At 65.2% G+C, this 19,304-nt stretch carries 14 protein-coding genes and 1 pseudogene; 8 read left to right on the top strand and 7 right to left on the bottom strand.

The genetic code is table 11. The annotated features are described in order from the left end of the window. Positions 1-188: 188 nt before the first annotated feature. From recR to dnaX, 4 genes are all read right to left on the bottom strand, one after another. A complete protein-coding gene (recR, locus tag QZ497_RS12395; protein ID WP_295475112.1) occupies positions 189-791 on the bottom strand; it encodes a recombination mediator RecR in 603 nt (200 codons plus the stop codon). Positions 792-853: 62 nt separating this feature from the next. Continuing rightward, positions 854-1,888: an NADP-dependent oxidoreductase gene (locus QZ497_RS12400; RefSeq protein WP_295475115.1), complete on the bottom strand. Its 1,035-nt coding sequence runs from the start codon at positions 1,886-1,888 to the stop codon at positions 854-856. A gap of 122 nt (positions 1,889-2,010) precedes the next feature. Beyond that, entirely contained in the window at positions 2,011-2,337 is a 327-nt protein-coding gene (locus QZ497_RS12405) for a YbaB/EbfC family nucleoid-associated protein (RefSeq protein ID WP_295475118.1), read from the bottom strand. Between the two features lie 61 nt (positions 2,338-2,398). Beyond that, positions 2,399-4,525 (bottom strand): DNA polymerase III subunit gamma/tau, encoded by a 2,127-nt coding sequence (gene dnaX / locus QZ497_RS12410; protein ID WP_295475121.1) that lies wholly within the window; start codon positions 4,523-4,525, stop codon positions 2,399-2,401. A gap of 170 nt (positions 4,526-4,695) precedes the next feature. On the opposite strand from dnaX, the gene QZ497_RS12415 reads away from it, so the two are divergent. Further along, positions 4,696-5,433 (top strand): transporter substrate-binding domain-containing protein, encoded by a 738-nt coding sequence (locus tag QZ497_RS12415; RefSeq protein ID WP_295475124.1) that lies wholly within the window; start codon positions 4,696-4,698, stop codon positions 5,431-5,433. Between the two features lie 12 nt (positions 5,434-5,445). On the opposite strand, the gene QZ497_RS12420 is transcribed toward QZ497_RS12415, so the two are convergent. After that, the gene (locus QZ497_RS12420; protein ID WP_295475127.1) at positions 5,446-6,168 is read right to left on the bottom strand and encodes a GNAT family N-acetyltransferase; all 723 of its coding nucleotides are present in this window, start codon (positions 6,166-6,168) and stop codon (positions 5,446-5,448) included. Positions 6,169-6,485: 317 nt separating this feature from the next. Here QZ497_RS12420 and QZ497_RS12425 point away from each other — a divergent pair, with 317 nt between their 5' ends. The 4 genes and pseudogenes from QZ497_RS12425 (at position 6,486) to dsdA (ending at position 11,725) form a co-directional block, all read left to right on the top strand. Then, on the top strand, positions 6,486-7,724 hold the full coding sequence (locus QZ497_RS12425; RefSeq protein WP_295475130.1) for an MFS transporter: 1,239 nt from the start codon (positions 6,486-6,488) through the stop codon (positions 7,722-7,724). A 72-nt stretch (positions 7,725-7,796) separates the two neighbouring features. After that, positions 7,797-8,708, top strand: a complete 912-nt coding sequence (locus tag QZ497_RS12430) for a LysR family transcriptional regulator (RefSeq protein WP_295475133.1) — start codon at positions 7,797-7,799, stop codon at positions 8,706-8,708. 106 nt (positions 8,709-8,814) lie between these two features. Then, positions 8,815-10,293, top strand: a pseudogene (locus QZ497_RS12435) (amidase family protein); the annotation flags it as partial. Positions 10,294-10,366: 73 nt separating this feature from the next. Beyond that, complete coding sequence (dsdA, locus tag QZ497_RS12440; protein ID WP_295475137.1) at positions 10,367-11,725, top strand: D-serine ammonia-lyase; 1,359 nt, start codon at positions 10,367-10,369, stop codon at positions 11,723-11,725. On the opposite strand, the gene aceE is transcribed toward dsdA, so the two are convergent. Next, positions 11,726-14,395 carry a pyruvate dehydrogenase (acetyl-transferring), homodimeric type gene (gene aceE / locus QZ497_RS12445; protein ID WP_295475140.1) on the bottom strand — a complete coding sequence of 890 codons (2,670 nt, stop codon included), beginning with the start codon at positions 14,393-14,395 and terminating at the stop codon, positions 11,726-11,728. Positions 14,396-14,521: 126 nt separating this feature from the next. Here aceE and QZ497_RS12450 point away from each other — a divergent pair, with 126 nt between their 5' ends. Then, positions 14,522-14,971 carry a MarR family transcriptional regulator gene (locus tag QZ497_RS12450; RefSeq protein WP_295475143.1) on the top strand — a complete coding sequence of 150 codons (450 nt, stop codon included), beginning with the start codon at positions 14,522-14,524 and terminating at the stop codon, positions 14,969-14,971. Positions 14,972-15,191: 220 nt separating this feature from the next. Here QZ497_RS12450 and QZ497_RS12455 read toward each other — a convergent pair whose 3' ends face one another. After that, positions 15,192-16,184: a FecR family protein gene (locus QZ497_RS12455; protein ID WP_295475146.1), complete on the bottom strand. Its 993-nt coding sequence runs from the start codon at positions 16,182-16,184 to the stop codon at positions 15,192-15,194. Between the two features lie 150 nt (positions 16,185-16,334). Here QZ497_RS12455 and QZ497_RS12460 point away from each other — a divergent pair, with 150 nt between their 5' ends. Next, complete coding sequence (locus QZ497_RS12460) at positions 16,335-16,826, top strand: sigma-70 family RNA polymerase sigma factor (RefSeq protein WP_295475149.1); 492 nt, start codon at positions 16,335-16,337, stop codon at positions 16,824-16,826. A 57-nt stretch (positions 16,827-16,883) separates the two neighbouring features. After that, on the top strand, positions 16,884-19,169 hold the full coding sequence (locus tag QZ497_RS12465) for an acylase (RefSeq protein WP_295475152.1): 2,286 nt from the start codon (positions 16,884-16,886) through the stop codon (positions 19,167-19,169). The last annotated feature ends 135 nt before the right edge of the window (positions 19,170-19,304 follow it).

The following is a 19,304-nucleotide window of genomic DNA, read 5'->3' on the forward strand; positions in this document are numbered from 1 at the left end:
AGGCAAAGCGGTCTTTTTGGAAGTATTCTTGCTCATGGTCTCGCCCTCGCTGTCGCTGACATCTATAGGATGCCACCGTGGCGCATAGACGCCTCGGCGGGGGCGAGTCCATCCAATTACCGAGCCAAATAACGGCTAACTGAACTGTATTGGCTTTAGCCGGGATTTCTTCGCGGCTCAAGCCGTTCCTACAGGGTGATGGGTTTGCGGCCCGCAAACGAGTGGGCCAGGGTGCCGCCGTCGACCAGGTCCAGCTCGCCACCCAGCGGCACGCCATGGGCGATGCGCGAGGCGGTCAGACCTTTCTCGTGAAGCAGCTGGGCGATGTAATGCGCGGTGGCTTCACCTTCCACCGTCGGGTTGGTGGCCAGAATCACCTCGGTGAACGAGCCCTGGCTGTCGATGCGCTCCATCAACTGGGGAATGCCGATGGCCTCCGGCCCCAGACCATCGAGGGGCGACAGGTGCCCCTTGAGCACGAAGTAGCGCCCCCGGTAGCCGGTCTGCTCGACGGCGTACACGTCGGTCGGCCCTTCCACCACGCACAGCAGCGTGTCGTCGCGACGCGGGTCGGCGCACTGCAGGCACAGTTCTTCCTCGGTGAGGGTACGGCAGCGCTGGCAATGCCCCACGCCGTCCATGGCCTGCTGCAACGCCAGGGCCAGGCGCGAGCCACCGCTGCGGTCACGCTCCAGCAGTTGCAAGGCCATGCGCTGGGCGGTCTTCTGACCCACGCCGGGCAGCACGCGGAAGGCGTCGATCAGTTGGCGGATCAGGGGGCTGAAGCTCATGGAAAAGAGTCCCGGGCAATCGAAAGACGCGGTTTATAACCGCGCCTTGTCACCAGCGTCAATCACAGCTGGGAAACCTCGACCACCAGCTTGCCGAAGTTGCGCCCTTCGAGCAGGCCGATCAGCGCCTCGGGCGCGGCCTCCAGCCCCTGGACCACGTCTTCGCGGAACTTGACCTTGCCGGAGGTGACCAGCGGGGTCATGGCTTCGATGAACTCCTGGCGCCGATGCCCGTAGGCCTCGAAGACGATGAAGCCCTGCACATGCACGCGCTTGGTCAGCAAGGTGCGCATCATCAGCGGCAGCTGGTCGGGGCCCTCGAAGTCGCCATCGGCGTTGTACTGGGCGATCACCCCGCACAACGGAATGCGAGCATGGGCATTGAGCAGCGGCAATACGGCTTCGAGCACCTTGCCACCGACCAGTTCGTAGTAGACGTCGATACCCTGCGGGCAGGCCTCGGCCAGTTGCGCGGCAAAGTCATCGCTGCGATGGTCGATGCAGGCGTCGAAGCCCAGCTCTTCGACCACGTAGCGGCACTTGTCCGGGCCGCCGGCGATACCCACCGCCCGCAGACCGTTGAGCTTGGCCACCTGGCCGACCACCGAACCGACGGCGCCGGATGCGGCGGCGACCACCAGGGTCTCGCCCGCCTTGGGCTTGCCGATGTCCATCAGCCCCATGTAGGCGGTCATCCCCGGCATGCCCAAGGCGCCCAGCGCCAGGGAAGGACGCGGCAGGTCCTTGGGCAGCTTGAACAGCGCCGAGCCATCGCTGACGCTGTGGGTCTGCCAGCCGGTCTGACCGACCACCAGGTCACCGGGCTGGAAGTGCGAGTTGAGCGATTGCTCCACGACACTGACTGCACCGCCCTCCATCACCGCGCCGATCTGCACCGGTTCGGCATAGGACGGCGCGTCACTCATGCGCCCCCGCATGTAGGGGTCCAGCGACAGATACAGGGTACGCAGTTGCACCTGGCCGCCCTGCAGCTCAGGCAGGGTCTCGCGCTCCATGCGAAAGTTCTCTGGCGTGGGGCGGCCCTTGGGTCGGGACGCCAGGACGAAACGCTGGTTGAGCACGCTGTCTTGAGTCATGGAACACTCCTCTGCTGGCTTTCAGAAACACGTAGAGGGCAGACCATGCTCAGCCGCCAGCGTTCGATCGACATGAAAATGCCAGGACAAGCCTGGCATTGGTCACTGCAGGAAAAGCCCCGTCAGAACGGCAGCTTCATGCCCGGCGGCAGCTGCAGACCGGCGGTCATGCTGGCGGTCTTCTCGGCGCTGGACTGCTCGATCTTGCGCACTGCGTCGTTGACGGCAGCGGCGATCAGGTCTTCCAGCACTTCCTTGTCTTCCTGCATCAGGCTGTCGTCCAGGGTGATGCGCTTGACGTCGTGACGACCGGTCATCACCACGCTCACCAGGCCGGCGCCGGACTGGCCGGTGACTTCGGCATTGGCCAGCTCTTCCTGCATCTTGGCCATTTTTTCCTGCATCTGCTGGGCCTGCTTCATCAGGCCAGCCATGCCACCTTTCATCATGGGATATCTCCTCGAAAATGCATGGTTGCTTTGCACGCCGCCACTGGCGCCGTGCGTTCGTTCATTGCGCCGGCACGGCATCCACCGGCTTGATCGTATCCTCCCGAACCACCGCGCCAAACTGTTGCATCATGTGCTGGACGAACGGATCGGCATGGATCGACGCGATGGCCTGGCGCTGACGTTCGGCACGTTGCCGGGCAGCGGCCTGCGCCGGGGTTTCCTGCTCGGGGCGCACCAGCTCGATATGCAGTTGGATGGCGCTGCCATGATACTGGTTCAACGCGTCGTTGAGGCGCCGCTGCTGGGTGGCGTTGAACAGCGCGCTGTGCGCCGGGTCCAGGTGCAACAGCCAGCGGTCGCCCTCGATGCTGATCAGGGTGCAGTTGGCGGCGATGCTGCCGGTCATGCCGGAAATCGCCAGCTTGGGAAACATCTGCAGCCATTCCAGGGCCAGCCCCGTGGCCGGCATGGCGGCCGGTTCAGGCTCGGGCTCCGGCTCGTCTTCGTCATGCACGTGGTCGTGGGCCAGCTCATCGAGCAGACTCACCGACGCCGGGTCGATGTCGACCTCTGGCTCGCTGTAGTCGTCGTCCTGGGCGCCCTCGTCGTCCATTTGCGGTGGCATCGACAAGTAGGCGCTGTCGGGAATGTCTTCCAGGCCACCGGTGCTGCGATCCGGTGCAGGCGCCTGTTCGGCCTGCGGTGCATCCGGCACCGGGCTGGCGGGTACAGGTGCCGGCATGGCGGGCAGCTCGGGCGGCTCGGCGCGGGTTTCCAAGACCGGTTCGGCGCTGACTGGCGCAGCCGGCACCGGTTCGGGTCGCGCGCTCGCCGGCTGCGTATCCCAGGGCACATCCACGGTTTGCGGCTCGGGGTCGGGCGCTGGCCGGGATTCAGCTTGCGGCGCTGGCTGGGCAGCGGCGGCTGCGGGCACCACCGGGGCTGGCGCGGCCGCCGGTGATGCCACCTGGGGCGTCGGCTCGGGTGCTGGCGTGGCGGTTGGCGCGACGCTGGCCGGCTGGGCCAGGGCAGGCTGGGAGTCAACTCTGGCCTGGCTGACTCCCACTGGCTTTAGCGGTTGACTCGGCGCACCGTCGCTATCGGCGGGGCGGAACGCCAGCATGCGCAGCAGGACCATTTCGAAACCGCTGCGCGGGTCTGGTGCCAGCGGCAGGTCACGACGGCCAATCAGGCCCATCTGGTAATAGAACTGTACGTCTTCACCGGGCAGGGCCTGGGCCAGGGCCAGAACCCGCTCGCGGTCGCCATGGCCGTTGTCCACCGCTTCGGGCAAGGCCTGGGCGATGGCCACGCGGTGCAGCACGTTGAGCATTTCCGCCAGCACGCCGTTCCAGTCCGGGCCTTGTTCAGCCAGGTGCCGGACGGCTTCGAGCAGCGCCCGGGCATCACCCTGCAGCAGCGCCCCCAGCACGTCGAACACCTGCCCGTGGTCCAGGGTACCCAGCATGGCGCGCACATCGGCGGCCATGACCTTGCCTTCGCCGAAGGCGATGGCCTGGTCGGTAAGGCTCATGGCATCGCGCATCGAGCCATCGGCGGCGCGGCCCAGCAGCCACAGGGCATCGTCCTCGAACGGCACGTTCTCGGCGCCCAGGACATGGCTGAGGTGCTCGACCACACGCTCGGGGGTCATGTTCTTCAGCGAGAACTGCAGGCAGCGCGACAGGATGGTGGCCGGCAGTTTCTGCGGATCGGTGGTGGCGAGGATGAACTTGACGTAGGGCGGCGGCTCCTCCAGCGTCTTGAGCAAGGCGTTGAAGGAGTGGCTGGAAAGCATGTGCACTTCGTCGATCAGGTAGACCTTGAAGCGCCCGCGGCTCGGCGCGTACTGCACGTTGTCGAGCAGCTCGCGGGTATCCTCGACCTTGGTGCGGCTGGCGGCGTCGATCTCGATCAGGTCGACGAAGCGGCCATCGTCGATCTCCTGGCACACCGAGCAGGTGCCGCACGGGCTGGAGGTGATGCCGGTTTCGCAGTTGAGGCACTTGGCGATGATCCGCGCGATGGTGGTCTTGCCCACCCCGCGGGTACCGGTGAACAGATAGGCATGGTGCAGACGCTGGCTGTCCAGGGCGTTGATCAGAGCCTTGAGCACATGGGTCTGGCCGACCATTTCGCGGAACGAGCGCGGACGCCATTTACGTGCAAGAACCTGATAACTCATCGAAAACCGTCGCGAAGGGTAAGCGGAAGACCGCTAATCCTAGCGGAGCAAGGCTAAAATTGCATCTGGTGTCACACCCCTTCATTCACTCGACAGCAACGGATAAAAGACAAAGATTCAGAGTGTCATGCCCCAACCTTCCTCTATCAGGCCGCAGGCCGGGAATTTCCATGCGCAAGTTACTGCTGAGCCTGTCGCTGCTGCTGAGCCAGGAAGGCATCGCCGAACCGGCTGCGCTGCGCTTCTCGGTGTCGGAAAGCTGGTCGATGCCGCTGATGCACCTGGAAAACCACCAGCCGACCAGCGGCATCCTCCTGGAAATCTTCGACAGCCTGGCGCGCCAGGTCGGTCGCCAGGCCGAGTACCACGTCATGCCCCGCCTGCGCATCCAGGGGGCGCTGGAGAGCGCAGACATCGACGTGCGCTGCTACATCGCCAAGTCCTGGTTGGGCGACCTGCGCGGTGACTACGCCTGGAGCGTGCCGATCCTGGTGCAGCGCGACCTGCTGGTGGCGGCACCGCTGACCGTCGGCCCCTACCCCGAGCAGTTCGACAACGAGGTGATCGGCACCGTCACCGGTTACAACTACCCTGCCTTGCAGCACCTGTTCGATAGCCACCGCCTGGTACGCGAAGACGCCCGCAACCAGGAGCAGGTGCTGCGTATGCTGGTGGCGGGCCGCTACAACTATGCAATCAGCAACCAGCTGGCGATGGACTGGATCAACCGGGAGCTGCCACCCGAACAGCGCCTCAAGGTAGTCGCCACGGTCAGTGAGCAGGACGCCGCGTGTCTGGTGCGCAAGGACCCTGCCCTGCCGGTGCAGCAGATTCTCGACACCCTGCAGGCCATGCGCAAATCAGGCGAGATCCAGCGCATCGTCGAGTGCTACGCCCCCCGCCGCTGACAGGCCGCCGCTTCAGACCAGGCGCAGCGGGCGCCGCTCGGGGTTGAGCACTCCATCGCCCAGACGGTCGACCACCAGCGCGTCGGCCTGCCGGGCCAGGCGGTCCATGTGCCGATCACGGCTCTTCTCGGCATCAACCATGGCCCGCCGCCCGTGGCGGTTGAGCAGGTAGGCGTGGATCTGCCGTACTTCCTCGCTGCGGTAGATGGGTTCCACATCGAGCACCGCCAGGCGCCCGTTGGAGGCATGGTCGCGGGTGTTCATCAGCACCTGCGGCCCGCGCGCGCCGAGCACCTGAAAGCCCAGAACTTCGAAACACGGCACCTTGCTGGCGAAGCAGGCCAGTTCCGCGTGCGGGTAGCGCTGCAACATGGCAGCGAGCATGCCACGCGCCACACCATGCCGACGCCAGCCGGCGCGCACGGCCATGTAGGCCACGGCGCAGGCCTGCGGGTCGTCTTCATAGGGCAGATAAAGCAGAAAGCCGATCACCTGCGTCGGGTCTTCGCCGTCCAGGGCCACGATCAGTTCCACGGCCAGCCCCAGCGAGCCGTCCATGGCCTCCTGGTAGCGGTTGACCTCGAAGCCGACGCCGTACTGGTACAGCGGGTACAGGGGATTGCTGGGCAGGATGCCGACCATGCCGATATCGGTCACGTAGTCGATGACCATCTGCATGATCTGGTTCTTGATCGACTCGGGCGGCGGGTTTTCCAGGCGGGTGATGGTGAACATGGAAGCAATGACGGGCTCGCGGTTGACTGGGCCGCATGATAACCCAGGCCAGCGGCAGGGTGCCGAACCGATCGCCAGGGACTTTTCCGGTTTTTTCGACCGACCGGACAACCGGCCCAAGCGCCATGACCGGCACACCCTTGGTGCACGCCTGCCGACATCCGGCGCTCTCCAGCGCCCCAAAACCGGGGCCTGCGCACCATCGCCGTGCTGTGCATTTTTGGCACGACTCGGCTCTAAATTCGTCACTTGTGACCCTCGCGAACGCGCTCCTAGGATGCCAGGACCCGCTGGCCAACCGACAGGTGCGCAGAATCATGAAAACCAATAACGCGTTGCACAAGTCTCTCTTCGTCTTTGCCCTGCTGTACCTGGGCTATGTCATTTCCTATATCGATCGCGCCGCCATCTCCCTGGCCCTGTCGCACATCGGCGAAGATTTCCACCTGGGCGCCGGGGAGCTGGGCGTGGTGCTCAGCGCGTTCTACCTGGGTTATGCCGTGATGCAGATTCCTGGCGGCTGGCTGGCCGACCGCTTCGGCGCCAAATGGGTGGTAGTGGTCTCCATCGCGCTGTGGTCGGTGTTCACACTGATGACCGGCCTGGCCTGGTCACTGGCCTCGTTGCTGGTGATCCGCTTCCTGTTCGGCCTGGGCGAAGGCAGCTATCCGTCGGCAGCGGTCAAGGGCGTGGCCGAGCTGTACACCCGCGCCGACCGACCGAAGATGACCAGCCTGCTGATCTCTTCCAACTACACCGGCAGTTTCGCCGCACCGCTGATCATCACCCCGCTGCTGGTCTGGCTGGGCTGGCGTGACGTGTTCCTGGCCATCGGTGTGGCCGGCATCCTGTTTGCCCTCGGCTTCGCCTGGCTGGTCAAGCGCCCCGAGGCCTATGGCAACTACCAGCCGCACGTGGCCAGCGACAGCGCCGGCAAGGTCGACGCCAAGGTACTGCTGCGCATGCCACTGCTGTGGAAGATCGTACTGGTATGGTTCTCCCTCGGCCTGGTCAACAAGGGGCTGGACGCCTGGATGCCGATGTACCTGCTCACCGCCCGCGGCCTGGACCTGAAGACCGTCGGCATGCTGGTGCCCCTGCCCTTCATCACCGCGAGCATCGCCTCGGCGATGGGCGGCTGGCTGATGACCCGCTACTTCGATGGTCGGGAAAAACTGCTGATGACCGCCAGTTGCGCGCTCACCGGCCTGTTTCTCTACGGCATGTACCAGTCGCAGAGCACCACCGAGGTCATCACCTATCAAGCCATCGTGTACTTCTTCAAATCCTTCGTGTTCGCCACCGCCTTCGCCCTGCCCACCAAGATACTCGCCCAGCGCCTGGTCGGTACCGGCATCGGCATGGTCAACTTCGGCGGCCAGGTGGCGGGCTTCGTCTCGCCGATGGTTATCGGTTTTCTGGTGGCACACTACGGCACCTACGAATCCGCCTTCCTGTTCCTGCTCTGCGCCACGGTGGCGGCCACCCTGATCAGCCTGTCGATCAGCGACCGCAAGGTGTTGGCCGTACAGCAGGCCAACATGCATGAAGCATGAGGCCCGGCGACCGGGTGGCGAATGCGTTAGGCTCTGGGCTCCAGCCTTGCAAGACCGGAGCAACCCGCCACCATGAGCGCCCGAACCCTCAGTGAAACCGCGATCCGCTACTTCCTCCAAGTGGTCAACAGCGGCTCGATCAGCGAGGCCGCCAGCCGCCTGCATGTGGTGCCTTCGGCGGTCAGCCGGCAGATCAGTCGCCTGGAGAATGAACTGGGCTCGCCCTTGCTCGAACGCCAGTCGCGCGGCGTTGCCCTGAGCCCGGCGGGCGAGCTGCTGGCCGCTTACGCACGCCGCACCCTGCTGGATGCCGAACAGGTCAGCCAGGAAATCGCCGCGTTGCGTGACCAGTCTGAAGCGCTGATCAGCATCGCTTGCACCGAGGGCTTTGCGTCGCACTGCCTCCCACGGGCCATCGCCGGGTTTCGTCAGCGCGGTGCCAACAGCTGTTTTCGCATCGACGTGGCCACGGCCGCAGAGGTGACGCGCAGGGTCCGCGAGGGCGAAGTGGATATCGGCTTTTCCTTTAGCCTGGGCGCAGCCAAGGGCATCAGCGTGGCGTACAGCCAGCCGGCGCCGGTGCTGGCCCTGGTCGCCCCACAGCATGAATTGGCAGGACAAGGCAGCCTGGCACTGCATGAGGTGGTCAGGCACCCCCTTGCACTGCCCGGCCCGCACACCACCATCCGCCAGTTGCTCGACCTGTACAGCAGCCGTGAAGGCATCAACTACCGCAGCATCCTCGACACCGACCACCTGGAGAGCCTGCTCAACTTCTGCATGGCTGGCCACGCCATCACCTTCTGCGGTGAGCTGTTCGCCCGTGAACGCCTGCAGACCGGCCAACTGATCGCCCTGGAAGTCCCCGAGTTGCGCGGCAGTGAACGTTCCATCGAAATCCAGACCCTGGCCCGGCGCCCGCTGAGCGGGCCGCTGCAGTCGTTCATCGACTACATCCAGGGCGTGTTGCCCGGCGATACCTGAGCACCCTGGCCATCTGCAAACGGCAAGGCAGCCTTCTGAAAAAGTCGGTTGTTGGCAGCCTCCGGCGCTTCTTAGTATTTCCTCGAACCCGACTCAGGAAGCCCTCATGCGCAATGCCCAAGACCTGCTGGAAAACAGCGCCGTCGAACTCAAGCGACTGATCGACACGCGGGAGCTGTCGCCGGTCGAACTGCTCGAGGCCTGCATCGACCGCATCGAAAGCCTCAACCCGAAGATCAACGCCTTTTGCGCCACCTCGTTCGACCGTGCCCGCGATGCAGCCGTGGCCAGCGAGCGAGCCATCGCCAAGGGCCAGCAGCGCGGCCTGCTCGACGGCCTGCCGATCGGCATCAAGGACCTGGAAGAGACCGCTGGCCTGCTGACCACCTACGGCTCGCCGCTGTATCGCGGCAACGTGCCCGAGCAGGACAACGAACTGGTGCGCCGCCTGCGCGCCGCCGGGGCCATAGTGGTGGGCAAGACCAACGTGCCGGAGATGGGCGCCGGGGCCAACACCCGCAACCCGGTCTGGGGCGCCACCGGCAATCCCTTCGACCCGACCCTGAATGCCGGCGGCTCGTCGGGCGGCTCGGCGGCGGCCCTGGCGGTGGACATGGTGCCGCTGTGCAGCGGCTCGGACACCGGTGGCTCGCTGCGCATTCCCGCTGCCAAATGCGGCGTGGTGGGCCTGCGCACCTCCCCCGGCCTGGTACCCAGCGAGCGCAAGCTGCTGGGCTGGACACCGATCTCGGTGGTCGGCCCGATGGGCCGTAATGTCGAGGACACCTGGCTGCAGTTGGCGGCCACCACCGGGTTGGCACAGGGTGACCCATTGAGCTACGCCTGCGAAATGCCGGCCCGGTTGACCGGCCAGGCCGACCTCTCGCAACTGCGGGTCGGCTACACCGAAGACTTCGGCGTGTGCGAGGTCGACGACGGCATCCGCCAGGTGTTCCGCGACAAGATCGCCGCGCTGAAATCGGTGTTCGCCGTCTGCGAGCCGGTGGACATCGACATGCCCGAGGCGCACCGCTGCTTCGACGTACTGCGCGCCGAAGCCTTCGTCGGCAGCCTGCAGGCCGCCTACGAGAAAGACCCGGACGCGCTCGGCCCCAACCCCCGCGCCAACTACGAGATGGGCGCCAAACTGACTCTGAAGGACTGCGTGTGGGCCGGTGCCGAGCAGACGCGCATCTTCCGCCGCTTCCAGCAGCTGTTCAGCCGCTACGACCTGATCCTTTCGCCGACCACGCCGGTCTCGCCCTTCCCTTGGGCCGAGCCTTATCTCAGCGCAGTCAACGGCGTGGCGCTGGAGAACTATTACCGCTGGCTGGCCCTGACCTACGTGGTGACCCTGGCCACCAACCCGGCGCTGTCGATGCCCATGGGCCGCGACCATCGCGGCATGCCATTCGGCATGCAGGTGATCGGGCGCTTCCGGGGCGACCTGGAACTGCTGATCGCCGCCCGTGCCCTGGAGGCGCATTGCGAACAGGACCCCGCCCTGCGCCGCCCCCGGCCAGATCTGGAAGCCCTGCGCGCCACCCAGGTCGACCTGCGCAGCCCAGTCACCCACCCGCCGCTGGACACGCCGGTAGCGAGCAGCGCCGGCCTGTCGGCGGTCTGATCCTCATTCACACGCCTTCACGGAGCGCCCCATGGACACCACAGTGCACGGTAAACCGCTGCAAGACTGGCTGGCCGCCTACCCGCTGCTGGCGCCGCTGCTGCGCCTGGAACCACTGAGCTGGTTCAACCCGGCCATCGCGCCACTGGCCGAGGCCCTGCACGACATTCCTCTGGGCGCGACCGACGTGGACCAGGCCAGCGCCCGCCTGCAACGCTTCGCACCGTTCCTGGCCGCAGCCTTCCCGGAAGTCGCCGCCAGCGGCGGCATCATCGAATCCGAGCTGCGCGAGATACCCGCCTTTGCCAGTGTGCTGAGCGAGCGTTACAGCCTGCGCACAGCACCGCGCCTGCTGCTGAAGATGGACAGCCACCTGCCAATCTCAGGTTCCGTGAAAGCCCGTGGCGGCATCTACGAGGTGCTGTTCCACGCCGAGCAACTGGCCCTGCAAGCCGGCCTGCTGAGCCTGGATGACGACTACCGCAAGCTCGCCGAGCCCGAACTGCAGGCGCTGTTCGCCCGGCACAAGATCGCCGTCGGCTCCACCGGCAACCTCGGCCTGTCGATCGGTATCGCCAGCGCACGCCTGGGCTTCGAAACCACGGTGCACATGTCGGCCGATGCCCGGCAATGGAAGAAAGACAAACTGCGCGCCCATGGGGTCAGGGTCGTCGAATACGCTGGCGACTACGGCCAGGCCGTGGAACAGGGCCGCCGTGAAGCGGCCGCCGACCCGAGCTGCCACTTCGTCGATGACGAGAACTCCACGACGCTGTTCCTCGGCTATTCGGTGGCCGGCGCACGCCTCAAGGCACAGTTCGAGGCGCAGGGCATCCAGGTGGACGCCGAACACCCGCTGTTCGTCTACCTGCCTTGTGGCGTGGGCGGCGGCCCCGGCGGCATTGCCTTCGGCCTCAAGCTAGCGTTCGGTGACGATGTGCATTGCATCTTCGCCGAACCCACCGAATCACCCTGCATGCTGATGGGCGTCTACACCGGCCTGCACGAGCAGCTGGCGGTGCAGGATTTCGGTATCAGCAACCGGACCGTCGCCGACGGCCTGGCCGTAGGCCGCCCCTCTGGCTTCGTCGGGCGCAGCCTGCAACGCATGCTCGATGGCTACTACACGGTCAGCGACGACGAACTGATGCGCCTGCTGGCGCTCATGCAACAGAGCGAAGGCATCGCCCTGGAGCCCTCGGCCCTGGCCGGTGCGCCCGGCACCCGGCATGTGCTGCAGGAGCACCAGGGCTACCGCCAGCGCCTCGGCCTGGACGAACGCAGCATGGCCCAGGCCACCCACCTGATCTGGGCCACCGGCGGCGGCATGGTGCCAGCCGAGGAAATGGACCGTTACCTGAGCCGGGGCGAAGCCCTGCTGCAAGGCTGATCAGACACTGGCCGGGTCGGTCTTGCCGGCGTCGATGCCCAGGTCGGTCAAGGCCTGGGCCACCACTGCGCGCTCGATCACGCCGTCGTCGGCCAGCGCCTTGAGCGCCGCCAGCACGATGAACTGGCGGTCCACCTCGAAATGCCGGCGCAACGCCTCACGGGTGTCGGACTGGCCGAAGCCGTCGGTGCCCAGCGCCACGAAGCGGCGGTCGCCCAGCCAGGGGCGGATCTGGTCGGCGTGGATCTTCATGTAGTCGGTGGCCACCACCACTGGCCCGGGATGCCCGTCGAGCACCTGGCGCACATACGGCACCTGCGGTTCTTCCAGCGGGTGCAGCAGGTTCCAGCGCTCCACGGCCTGGGCCTCGCGGCGCACTTCGGTGAGGCTGGTGGCGCTCCACACCTCGCTGCTGACGCCATAGTCGCGTTCGAGAATATCGCCCGCCGCCAGCACCTCGGGCAGGATCGACCCGCTGCCCATCAGTTGCACATGCCGCGTGCCCTGCGCGGCGCGCTCCACCGGCAGACGGTACAGCCCTTTGAGAATCCCCTGCTCTGAGCCCTCGGGCATGTCCGGGTGCTGATAGTTCTCGTTGAGCACGGTGATGTAGTAGTAGACGTCCTGCTGTTCGACGAACATGCGCCGCATGCCGTCGTGGATGATCACCGCCAGCTCGTAGGAATAGGTCGGGTCGTAGGAGATGCAGCACGGCACCGTGGCGGACATCACATGGCTGTGCCCGTCGTCATGCTGCAGGCCCTCGCCCATCAGCGTGGTACGCCCCGAGGTGGCGCCAAGCAGAAAGCCCCTGGCGCGGGCATCCCCGGCCGCCCACAACAGGTCGCCGACGCGCTGGAAGCCGAACATCGAATAGAAGATGTAGAACGGCAACGTCATCACGCCGTGGTTGGCGTACGAGGTGCTGGCGGCGATCCACGAGGACGTCGCGCCGGACTCGTTGAGGCCCTCCTGCATGATCTGCCCGTCGCGGCTCTCCTTGTAGTACGACAGCGTGCCGGCGTCCTGTGGGGTGTAGAGCTGGCCGACATGGGAATGAATACCCACCTGACGGAACAGGTTCTCCATGCCGAAGGTGCGCGATTCGTCCGGCACGATGGGCACCACCAGGCGCCCGACGTTGGGGTCCTTGAGCAGGGTGCTGAGAATGCGCACGAACGCCATGGTGGTGGAAATGGTGCGTTCGCCGGTGCCCTTGAGCTGCGCCTCCAGCGCCGACAGCGGCGGTATTGCCAACGGCTCGACCTGCGCATGGCGGGCCGGCACCTGGCCACCGAGGCTGTCACGGCGCGAGTGCAGGTAACGGGCTTCCGGGCTGTCCATTGCCGGGCGCAGGTAGGGCATGTCGCCCAGTTGCGCGTCGTCGATCTGCAGGCCGAAGCGGTCACGGAAGGCCTTCACCGCCTCGGCACCCATCTTCTTCAACTGGTGGTTGATGTTCTGCCCCTCGCCGGCCTCGCCCATGCCGAAGCCCTTGACGGTCTTGGCGAGGATCACGGTCGGCCGGCCCTTGTGACGCATCGCCGCCGCATAGGCGTTGTAGACCTTCAGTGGGTCGTGCCCGCCGCGCGACAGCTTCCAGATCTGTTCGTCGCTCAGGTCGGCGACCAGCTCCAGCAGCTCGGGGTACTTGCCGAAGAAGTGCTCACGCACATAGGCGCCGTTCTGCGCCTTGTAGGTCTGGTAGTCGCCGTCGACGCACTCCATCATGCGCTGGCGCAACAGACCGCTCTTGTCCTTCTCCAGCAATGCGTCCCAGCCGCTGCCCCAGACCACCTTGATGACGTTCCAGCCGGCGGCGCGGTACAGGCTCTCGAACTCCTGGATCACCTTGGCATTGCCGCGCACCGGCCCGTCGAGGCGCTGCAGGTTGCAGTTGACCACGAAGATGATGTTGTCGAGCTTTTCGCGCCCGGCCAGGGAAATGGCTGCCAGCGACTCGGGCTGGTCCATCTCGCCGTCACCGAGGAAAGCCCACACCTTGCGGCCCTGATGTTCCTTCAGGCCGCGGTTCTCCAGGTAGCGCATGAAACGCGCCTGATACGCGGCAGTGATAGGCCCCAGCCCCATGGACACGGTGGGGAACTGCCAGAAGTCCGGCATCAGGCGTGGGTGCGGATAGGAGGAAATGCCGTCGCGGTCGGTCTCGCGGCGGAAGTTGTCGAGCTGCTCTTCGCTCAGCCGACCTTCCACGTAGGCACGGCCATAGATGCCCGGCGAGGAATGCCCCTGGATGTAGACCATGTCGCCGGCGAAGCGCTCGGTGCGGCCACGGAAGAAATGATCGAAGCCGACGTCGTAGAGCACCGCCGCCGAGGCGTAGGTGGCGATATGCCCGCCGACGCCAGAGTGCTTGCCAGCACGCAACACCATGGCTAGGGCGTTCCAGCGAATGTAGGCGTTCAGGCGCGCTTCCATGTCCAGGTCGCCGGGGTAAGGCAATTGTCGATCCGGAGTGATGGTATTGACATAGGGCGTGGTCACCCGGCCATGAAAATCACCGTGCAGCGAGACATCGAAATCCAGCAGCTGGTCGATCAGAAAATGCGCGCGCGGACGGCCCTCGGCCTCGACCACCGAGGCGATCGAGTCGAGCCATTCGCGGGTTTCCTGGGGGTCGGCATCGAGGTGTGGGGAGCGTTGCGCCATCGGAAAAATCCTCCTGAACAGGCAGTGGCCAGTGCAGGAGCGCCGACCATTTGATTGCAGTTGCAATTGAATCTATCGCCAACCCGCCTATGATTGCAACTGCAATTACCAATCCCTGGAGCCGCAATGGCCACGCCGCCCCCTGATCTCTGGTTCAACTTCATTCGCGCCCACCGCAGCCTCATCCGCGAAATCGAACGCCGCCTGGCCGACGAAAAACTGCCGCCCTACGCCTGGTACGACGCGCTGTGGGGTATCGAAAGTGGCCCGGATGGCACCCGGCGCATGCACGAACTGGCCGACGTACTGGCCATCGAACGCTACAACCTCACCCGCCTGGTCGACCGCCTGGAGAAGGAACAGTTGGTCCAGCGGGTCAAAGTGGCCGATGACGGCCGTGCCGCCCTGGCGTGCATCACCGACAGCGGTCGGGCACTGCGCCAGCGCATGTGGAAGGTCTACAAGCAGGCGGTGGACGAGCTGTTCCTCGCCGAATTCGATGAGGCGCAGCAGCGGGTGTTCGCCGAAGCGCTGGAAAACGCCATGCACAATGCCCGCCGGGGTGCACACGAATAGACATCGGCCGCTGCTGACCCGCAGGCGCGGCTGAAGCCAATACGGGTCAGTCACGGACCTTGTTAGAGCGAGCTTGCTCGCGATGGCTGCGTCACGTTCACAGCAAATACATGGGTTTTGCTGACCTGTTCGCGAGCAAGCTCGCTCCAACAAAAGCCGAACAGCGCTTAACTGACCAGTATTGGGCTTAGCCTGGCCCTTCATGGGGCGCCTGACGACCTCAACCGGATTTGCGGGCGATGACGGTCTGGCCTTCGTTGTTGCGCGTCAGCACCACCGGCAGCACCCTGGGCAACGCCTGCACCAGGCCGTCGATGTCGCGGGTGCTGTAGACACCGCCGATACGCAGTTGGGCAGTCGCCTTGTCGGCCAGATGCACCGGGGTGTCGAGGTAGCGGTTGATCTGCGGCAGGGCTTCGGCCAGGGTCAGGTTGTCGAGCACCAGGCGGCCATTGCGCCAGGCCAGGGCATTGTCCAGTGAGGCGGCGGCCACCTGCGGGTCGCCATGCTGCGCGTCGTAGCGAGCCTGCATGCCCGGCGAGAGATAGGCCACGTGTTCCGGTGTGCGGGTGTCGCTCAGCACTCTGACCGAGCCCTCGCTGAGGGTCACCACCACTGAATCGCCGTAGGTCCAGACATTGAACTGGGTGCCAGTGACCTGGATCTGCCCCTGCCCGGCGTTGACCACGAAAGGATGGTGGGCATCGTGGGTGACCTTGAAGAACGCCTCGCCCTTGCTCAAGGTCACGCTACGCCGGTCCTGGTAGTTGGCGAACGAAAGGCGGGTGCCGCAGTTCATCTGCACCTCGGAACCATCGGCGAGGGTGACCGACTCCAGGCCGGACTGGCTGGCATAGCGGTGATAGCTGTCGGGAATCCAGCCCTGGTTCCAGCCGACCAGGCCAGCCAGCGGCAGGCTGACGGCCAGGGTAGCTGCAATGGCCAGCAGCCGGCGGCTTGCGCGCCGTGGTGCCGGGGCAGGGGCTGCGGCGCGTGGCGGCGCTGGCGTGGTGGGAGGCAGGAATTCGCTGAGCGCCCAGATTTCCTGCATGGCCTCGAATTCCTGGCGATGCAACGGGTCGCTTGCCAGCCAGCGTTCCAGCTGCGCACGTTCCTCGGCAGAGAAATCAGCTTCATGCAGACGCATGCACCAGTGTGCGGCTTGGTCACTGATGTGCTGGTCTGGCACAGGTTGGGGGAGCTGACTCGACATGGCGGCTACCGGTTGGTTTTGGAATTAACTTACGGCGGTTACCGAAAATTAGAACTTTTTATGCAGTTGAGAATTATATACAGTTAGCCCCTCTTTAACAGAGCGGACCGGCGTCAGTAAATTGATGCCAGAAATCCTGGCGGAGCCAACATGGAACAGTACTATCAAGGCCTGGTGGGTTATCTGACCACGCGCCTGCGCGACCGTAATCTGGCCGCCGATATTGCGCATGAAGCGTACTTGAAAGTATTGGAAAGCCGCCGCCTGGATCAGCTCGAATACCCTAAGGCATTTCTTTATCGCACGGCAATCAACCTGAGCGTCGACCTGTTCCGGCGTGGTCTGATCCGCCAAAGCGAATCACTGGACGATGCCCTCGCCCAAGAGTTGCCCAGTGTGCACAGCCCGCAGGCGTCGTTGTATCAGTTGCAGCGCGCGCAACTGGTGATGAAAGCCCTGGAAGAGTTGCCTGAGAAGTGCCGACAGGCTTTTCTGTTGCGCAAGATCGACGGTCTTTGTCATGAAGACATCGCTTCGACCATGGGGCTGTCCAAGGCCAGTGTGGAAAAACACATCGTCAACGCCATGAAGCATTGCCGCATCCGGGTATTCGAAATGGAACGCCTGGGCGACGGGCAGTAAATTCGCCGCGGCCTGACACGTCCTTGCTGCATTCACAGGCATGCCAAGGGGATTCAGGTGGGGCGATCTTTTTCAATCAGTGCGCTGGCCGTTGCGCTGGTCTTCCAGGCAGGTTGTACGCGTGATGCGCTGCCGCGCGGCGAAACCGAGATTCGCTGGACGTCCTACGGTATTCCGCATATCCGCGCCCATGACGAGCGCGGCCTCGGCTATGGCGTGGGTTACGCCTATGCACGCGACAATCTGTGTTTGCTCAGCGAGGAGGTGCTGACCGCGCGCGGTGAGCGTTCACGCTACATGGGGCGTGAAGGGCAGTCTTCGGCGCGCCTGGATAACCTCAGTTCGGACCTGTTTTTCACCTGGCTCAACGACGAGCAGGCAGTGGATGCGTTCTGGCGCGCCCAGCCGGAACCGGCCCGGCAGTTGCTGGCGGGCTACGTGGCCGGCTTCAACCGCTACCTGCACGATAACGGCGCGCCTGAAGCTTGCCGCGGCGCAGCGTGGGTCAGGCCGTTGCAGGACAGCGACATGGTGCGGCTCATCCATCGGCTGATGGTCGAAGGCGGCATCGGGCGTTTTGCCGAGCCGTTGCTGGCCGCCACTCCTCCCGCGGCCGAAGCCTCCCAGGCGCGTATCGATACCCGGCGCATCCAGGGCTCGGTCTACGAACGCGGCAGCAACGCCATCGCGGTGGGCGCCGAGCGTAGCGAGAACGGCCGTGGCCTGCTGTTGGGCAATCCGCACTTCCCATGGTCCGGTGCGCTGCGCTTCTACCAGATGCACCTGACCATTCCCGGCCAGCTCGACGTGATGGGCGCTGCGTTGCCGGGGCTGCCGGTGATCAACATCGGTTTCAACCGCACCCTGACCTGGACCCACACCGTGGACACCTCGGGGCATTTCACCCTGCGCCGCCTGACCCTCGACCCCAAGGACCCGCAGCGCTACCTGGTGGATGGCCGCAGCTATCCGCTGCGCAGCCACGAAGTGCAGGTGCAGGTGCGCGAGGCTGACGGCCAACTGGTCACCCACCGCCAGGTGATCCACGAGTCGCGTTACGGGCCGCTGATCAAATGGCCCGGCGTGGCCGACTGGGACCGCCAGCATGCCTACGCCTTCCAGGATGCCAACCTGGCTAACACCCGCGCGCTGGAGCAGTGGTACGCGATGAACCGCGCCGGCAGCGTGGCCGAACTGCGCGACGTGGTGCAGCGCATCCAGGGCATTCCCTGGGTCAACACCCTGGCCGCCGACCAGCAGGGTCAGACGGCCTACATGAACGTCTCGGTGGTGCCGAACCTCAGCCTCAAGCAACTGCACGGCTGTGTCGACCCGGCGCTGCAGGCGCGGGGCCTGCCGGGCCTGGACGGCAGCCGCAGCGAATGCGACTGGCAGAACGCCGAAGGCGCTGTGCAGCCGGGTATCGTGCCCGGTGGGCAACTGCCTGTGCTGATGCGCAGGGACTTCGTGCAGAACGCCAATGACAGCGCCTGGATGAGCAACCCGGCGCAACCGCTGACCGGTTTCTCGCCGTTGGTCAGCCGTGAAGGCTCGGCCCTCGGCCTGCGCGCACGCTTCGCACTCGCGCAGCTCGCTGCCCAGGACCCGCAGCCGATTACCGCGCCGTTCCTCAAGGGGTTGGTGAGTGGCGAAAGGGTGCATGCCGCCGACCTGCTGCTCGACGACCTGCTGCAATGGTGCGCGGCGCTCAAGCCCGGCAGCGAATTCGAGCGCGCCTGCGTGGCGATGCAACAGTGGGATCGCACCGCCAGCACCCAGGCCGGCCTTGGCTGGCTGTACTTCCAGGGCTTCGCCAAGCCGTTCATCCAGGCCGGGCAGGGCTGGCGCCAGCCGTTCGATCCGCGTGACCCCTTGCACACGCCCAGTGGTATCGCCTGGCATTCGCCAGCGGTGGCCAATGCCGTGGCCGAGAGGCTGCGCAAGGCGATGGCGCAGGTCGAGGCGCTGAAGCTGCCCGCCGACGTGACCTGGGGGCAGTTGCAGGCGGTCGAGCGCCCAGGCCCTGAACAGCCTGGCCAGCGCATCCCGATTCCGGGCGGTGACGGGCATCTGGGCGTGTACAACGCGATCCAGAGCGTGCCGCAGCCGGACGGCCGCCTCAAGGTGGTCAGTGGCAGCAGCTACATCCAGCTGGTCGGTTTCGACGACCAGGGGCCGGTGGCGCAGGGGCTGTTGGCGTTCTCGCAATCCAGCGACCCGGCTTCCCGACATGCCGCCGACCAGACTGAACTGTTCTCGCGGCAGGCCTGGCAGCCGCTGCCGTTTACCGAGCAGCAGATTGACGCCGACCCGCATCTGGAAGTGCTGCGCTTGAAGGAGTGACTCTGCAGCCTGAATAAAAAAAGCCCGGAAGTTTGCGCAGAACTTCCGGGCTTTTTCTGTTCTGCCAATCGAGCGGCAGAAGATATTTAATTTATTTAAATCAACACGTTGAGGTTCTGATTAACCCGCCGGGCA

Source organism: uncultured Pseudomonas sp. (genome assembly GCF_913777995.1).
Taxonomy (GTDB): domain Bacteria; phylum Pseudomonadota; class Gammaproteobacteria; order Pseudomonadales; family Pseudomonadaceae; genus Aquipseudomonas.

What these genes read in the sequence shown, in the direction of transcription:
- recR (WP_295475112.1), bottom strand. Translation starts at nt 791, where the DNA reads ATGAGCTTCAGCCCCCTGATCCGCCAACTGATCGACGCCTTCCGCGTG.
- QZ497_RS12400 (WP_295475115.1), bottom strand. Translation starts at nt 1,888, where the DNA reads ATGACTCAAGACAGCGTGCTCAACCAGCGTTTCGTCCTGGCGTCCCGA.
- QZ497_RS12405 (WP_295475118.1), bottom strand. Translation starts at nt 2,337, where the DNA reads ATGATGAAAGGTGGCATGGCTGGCCTGATGAAGCAGGCCCAGCAGATG.
- dnaX (WP_295475121.1), bottom strand. Translation starts at nt 4,525, where the DNA reads ATGAGTTATCAGGTTCTTGCACGTAAATGGCGTCCGCGCTCGTTCCGC.
- QZ497_RS12415 (WP_295475124.1), top strand. Translation starts at nt 4,696, where the DNA reads ATGCGCAAGTTACTGCTGAGCCTGTCGCTGCTGCTGAGCCAGGAAGGC.
- QZ497_RS12420 (WP_295475127.1), bottom strand. Translation starts at nt 6,168, where the DNA reads ATGTTCACCATCACCCGCCTGGAAAACCCGCCGCCCGAGTCGATCAAG.
- QZ497_RS12425 (WP_295475130.1), top strand. Translation starts at nt 6,486, where the DNA reads ATGAAAACCAATAACGCGTTGCACAAGTCTCTCTTCGTCTTTGCCCTG.
- QZ497_RS12430 (WP_295475133.1), top strand. Translation starts at nt 7,797, where the DNA reads ATGAGCGCCCGAACCCTCAGTGAAACCGCGATCCGCTACTTCCTCCAA.
- dsdA (WP_295475137.1), top strand. Translation starts at nt 10,367, where the DNA reads ATGGACACCACAGTGCACGGTAAACCGCTGCAAGACTGGCTGGCCGCC.
- aceE (WP_295475140.1), bottom strand. Translation starts at nt 14,395, where the DNA reads ATGGCGCAACGCTCCCCACACCTCGATGCCGACCCCCAGGAAACCCGC.
- QZ497_RS12450 (WP_295475143.1), top strand. Translation starts at nt 14,522, where the DNA reads ATGGCCACGCCGCCCCCTGATCTCTGGTTCAACTTCATTCGCGCCCAC.
- QZ497_RS12455 (WP_295475146.1), bottom strand. Translation starts at nt 16,184, where the DNA reads ATGTCGAGTCAGCTCCCCCAACCTGTGCCAGACCAGCACATCAGTGAC.
- QZ497_RS12460 (WP_295475149.1), top strand. Translation starts at nt 16,335, where the DNA reads ATGGAACAGTACTATCAAGGCCTGGTGGGTTATCTGACCACGCGCCTG.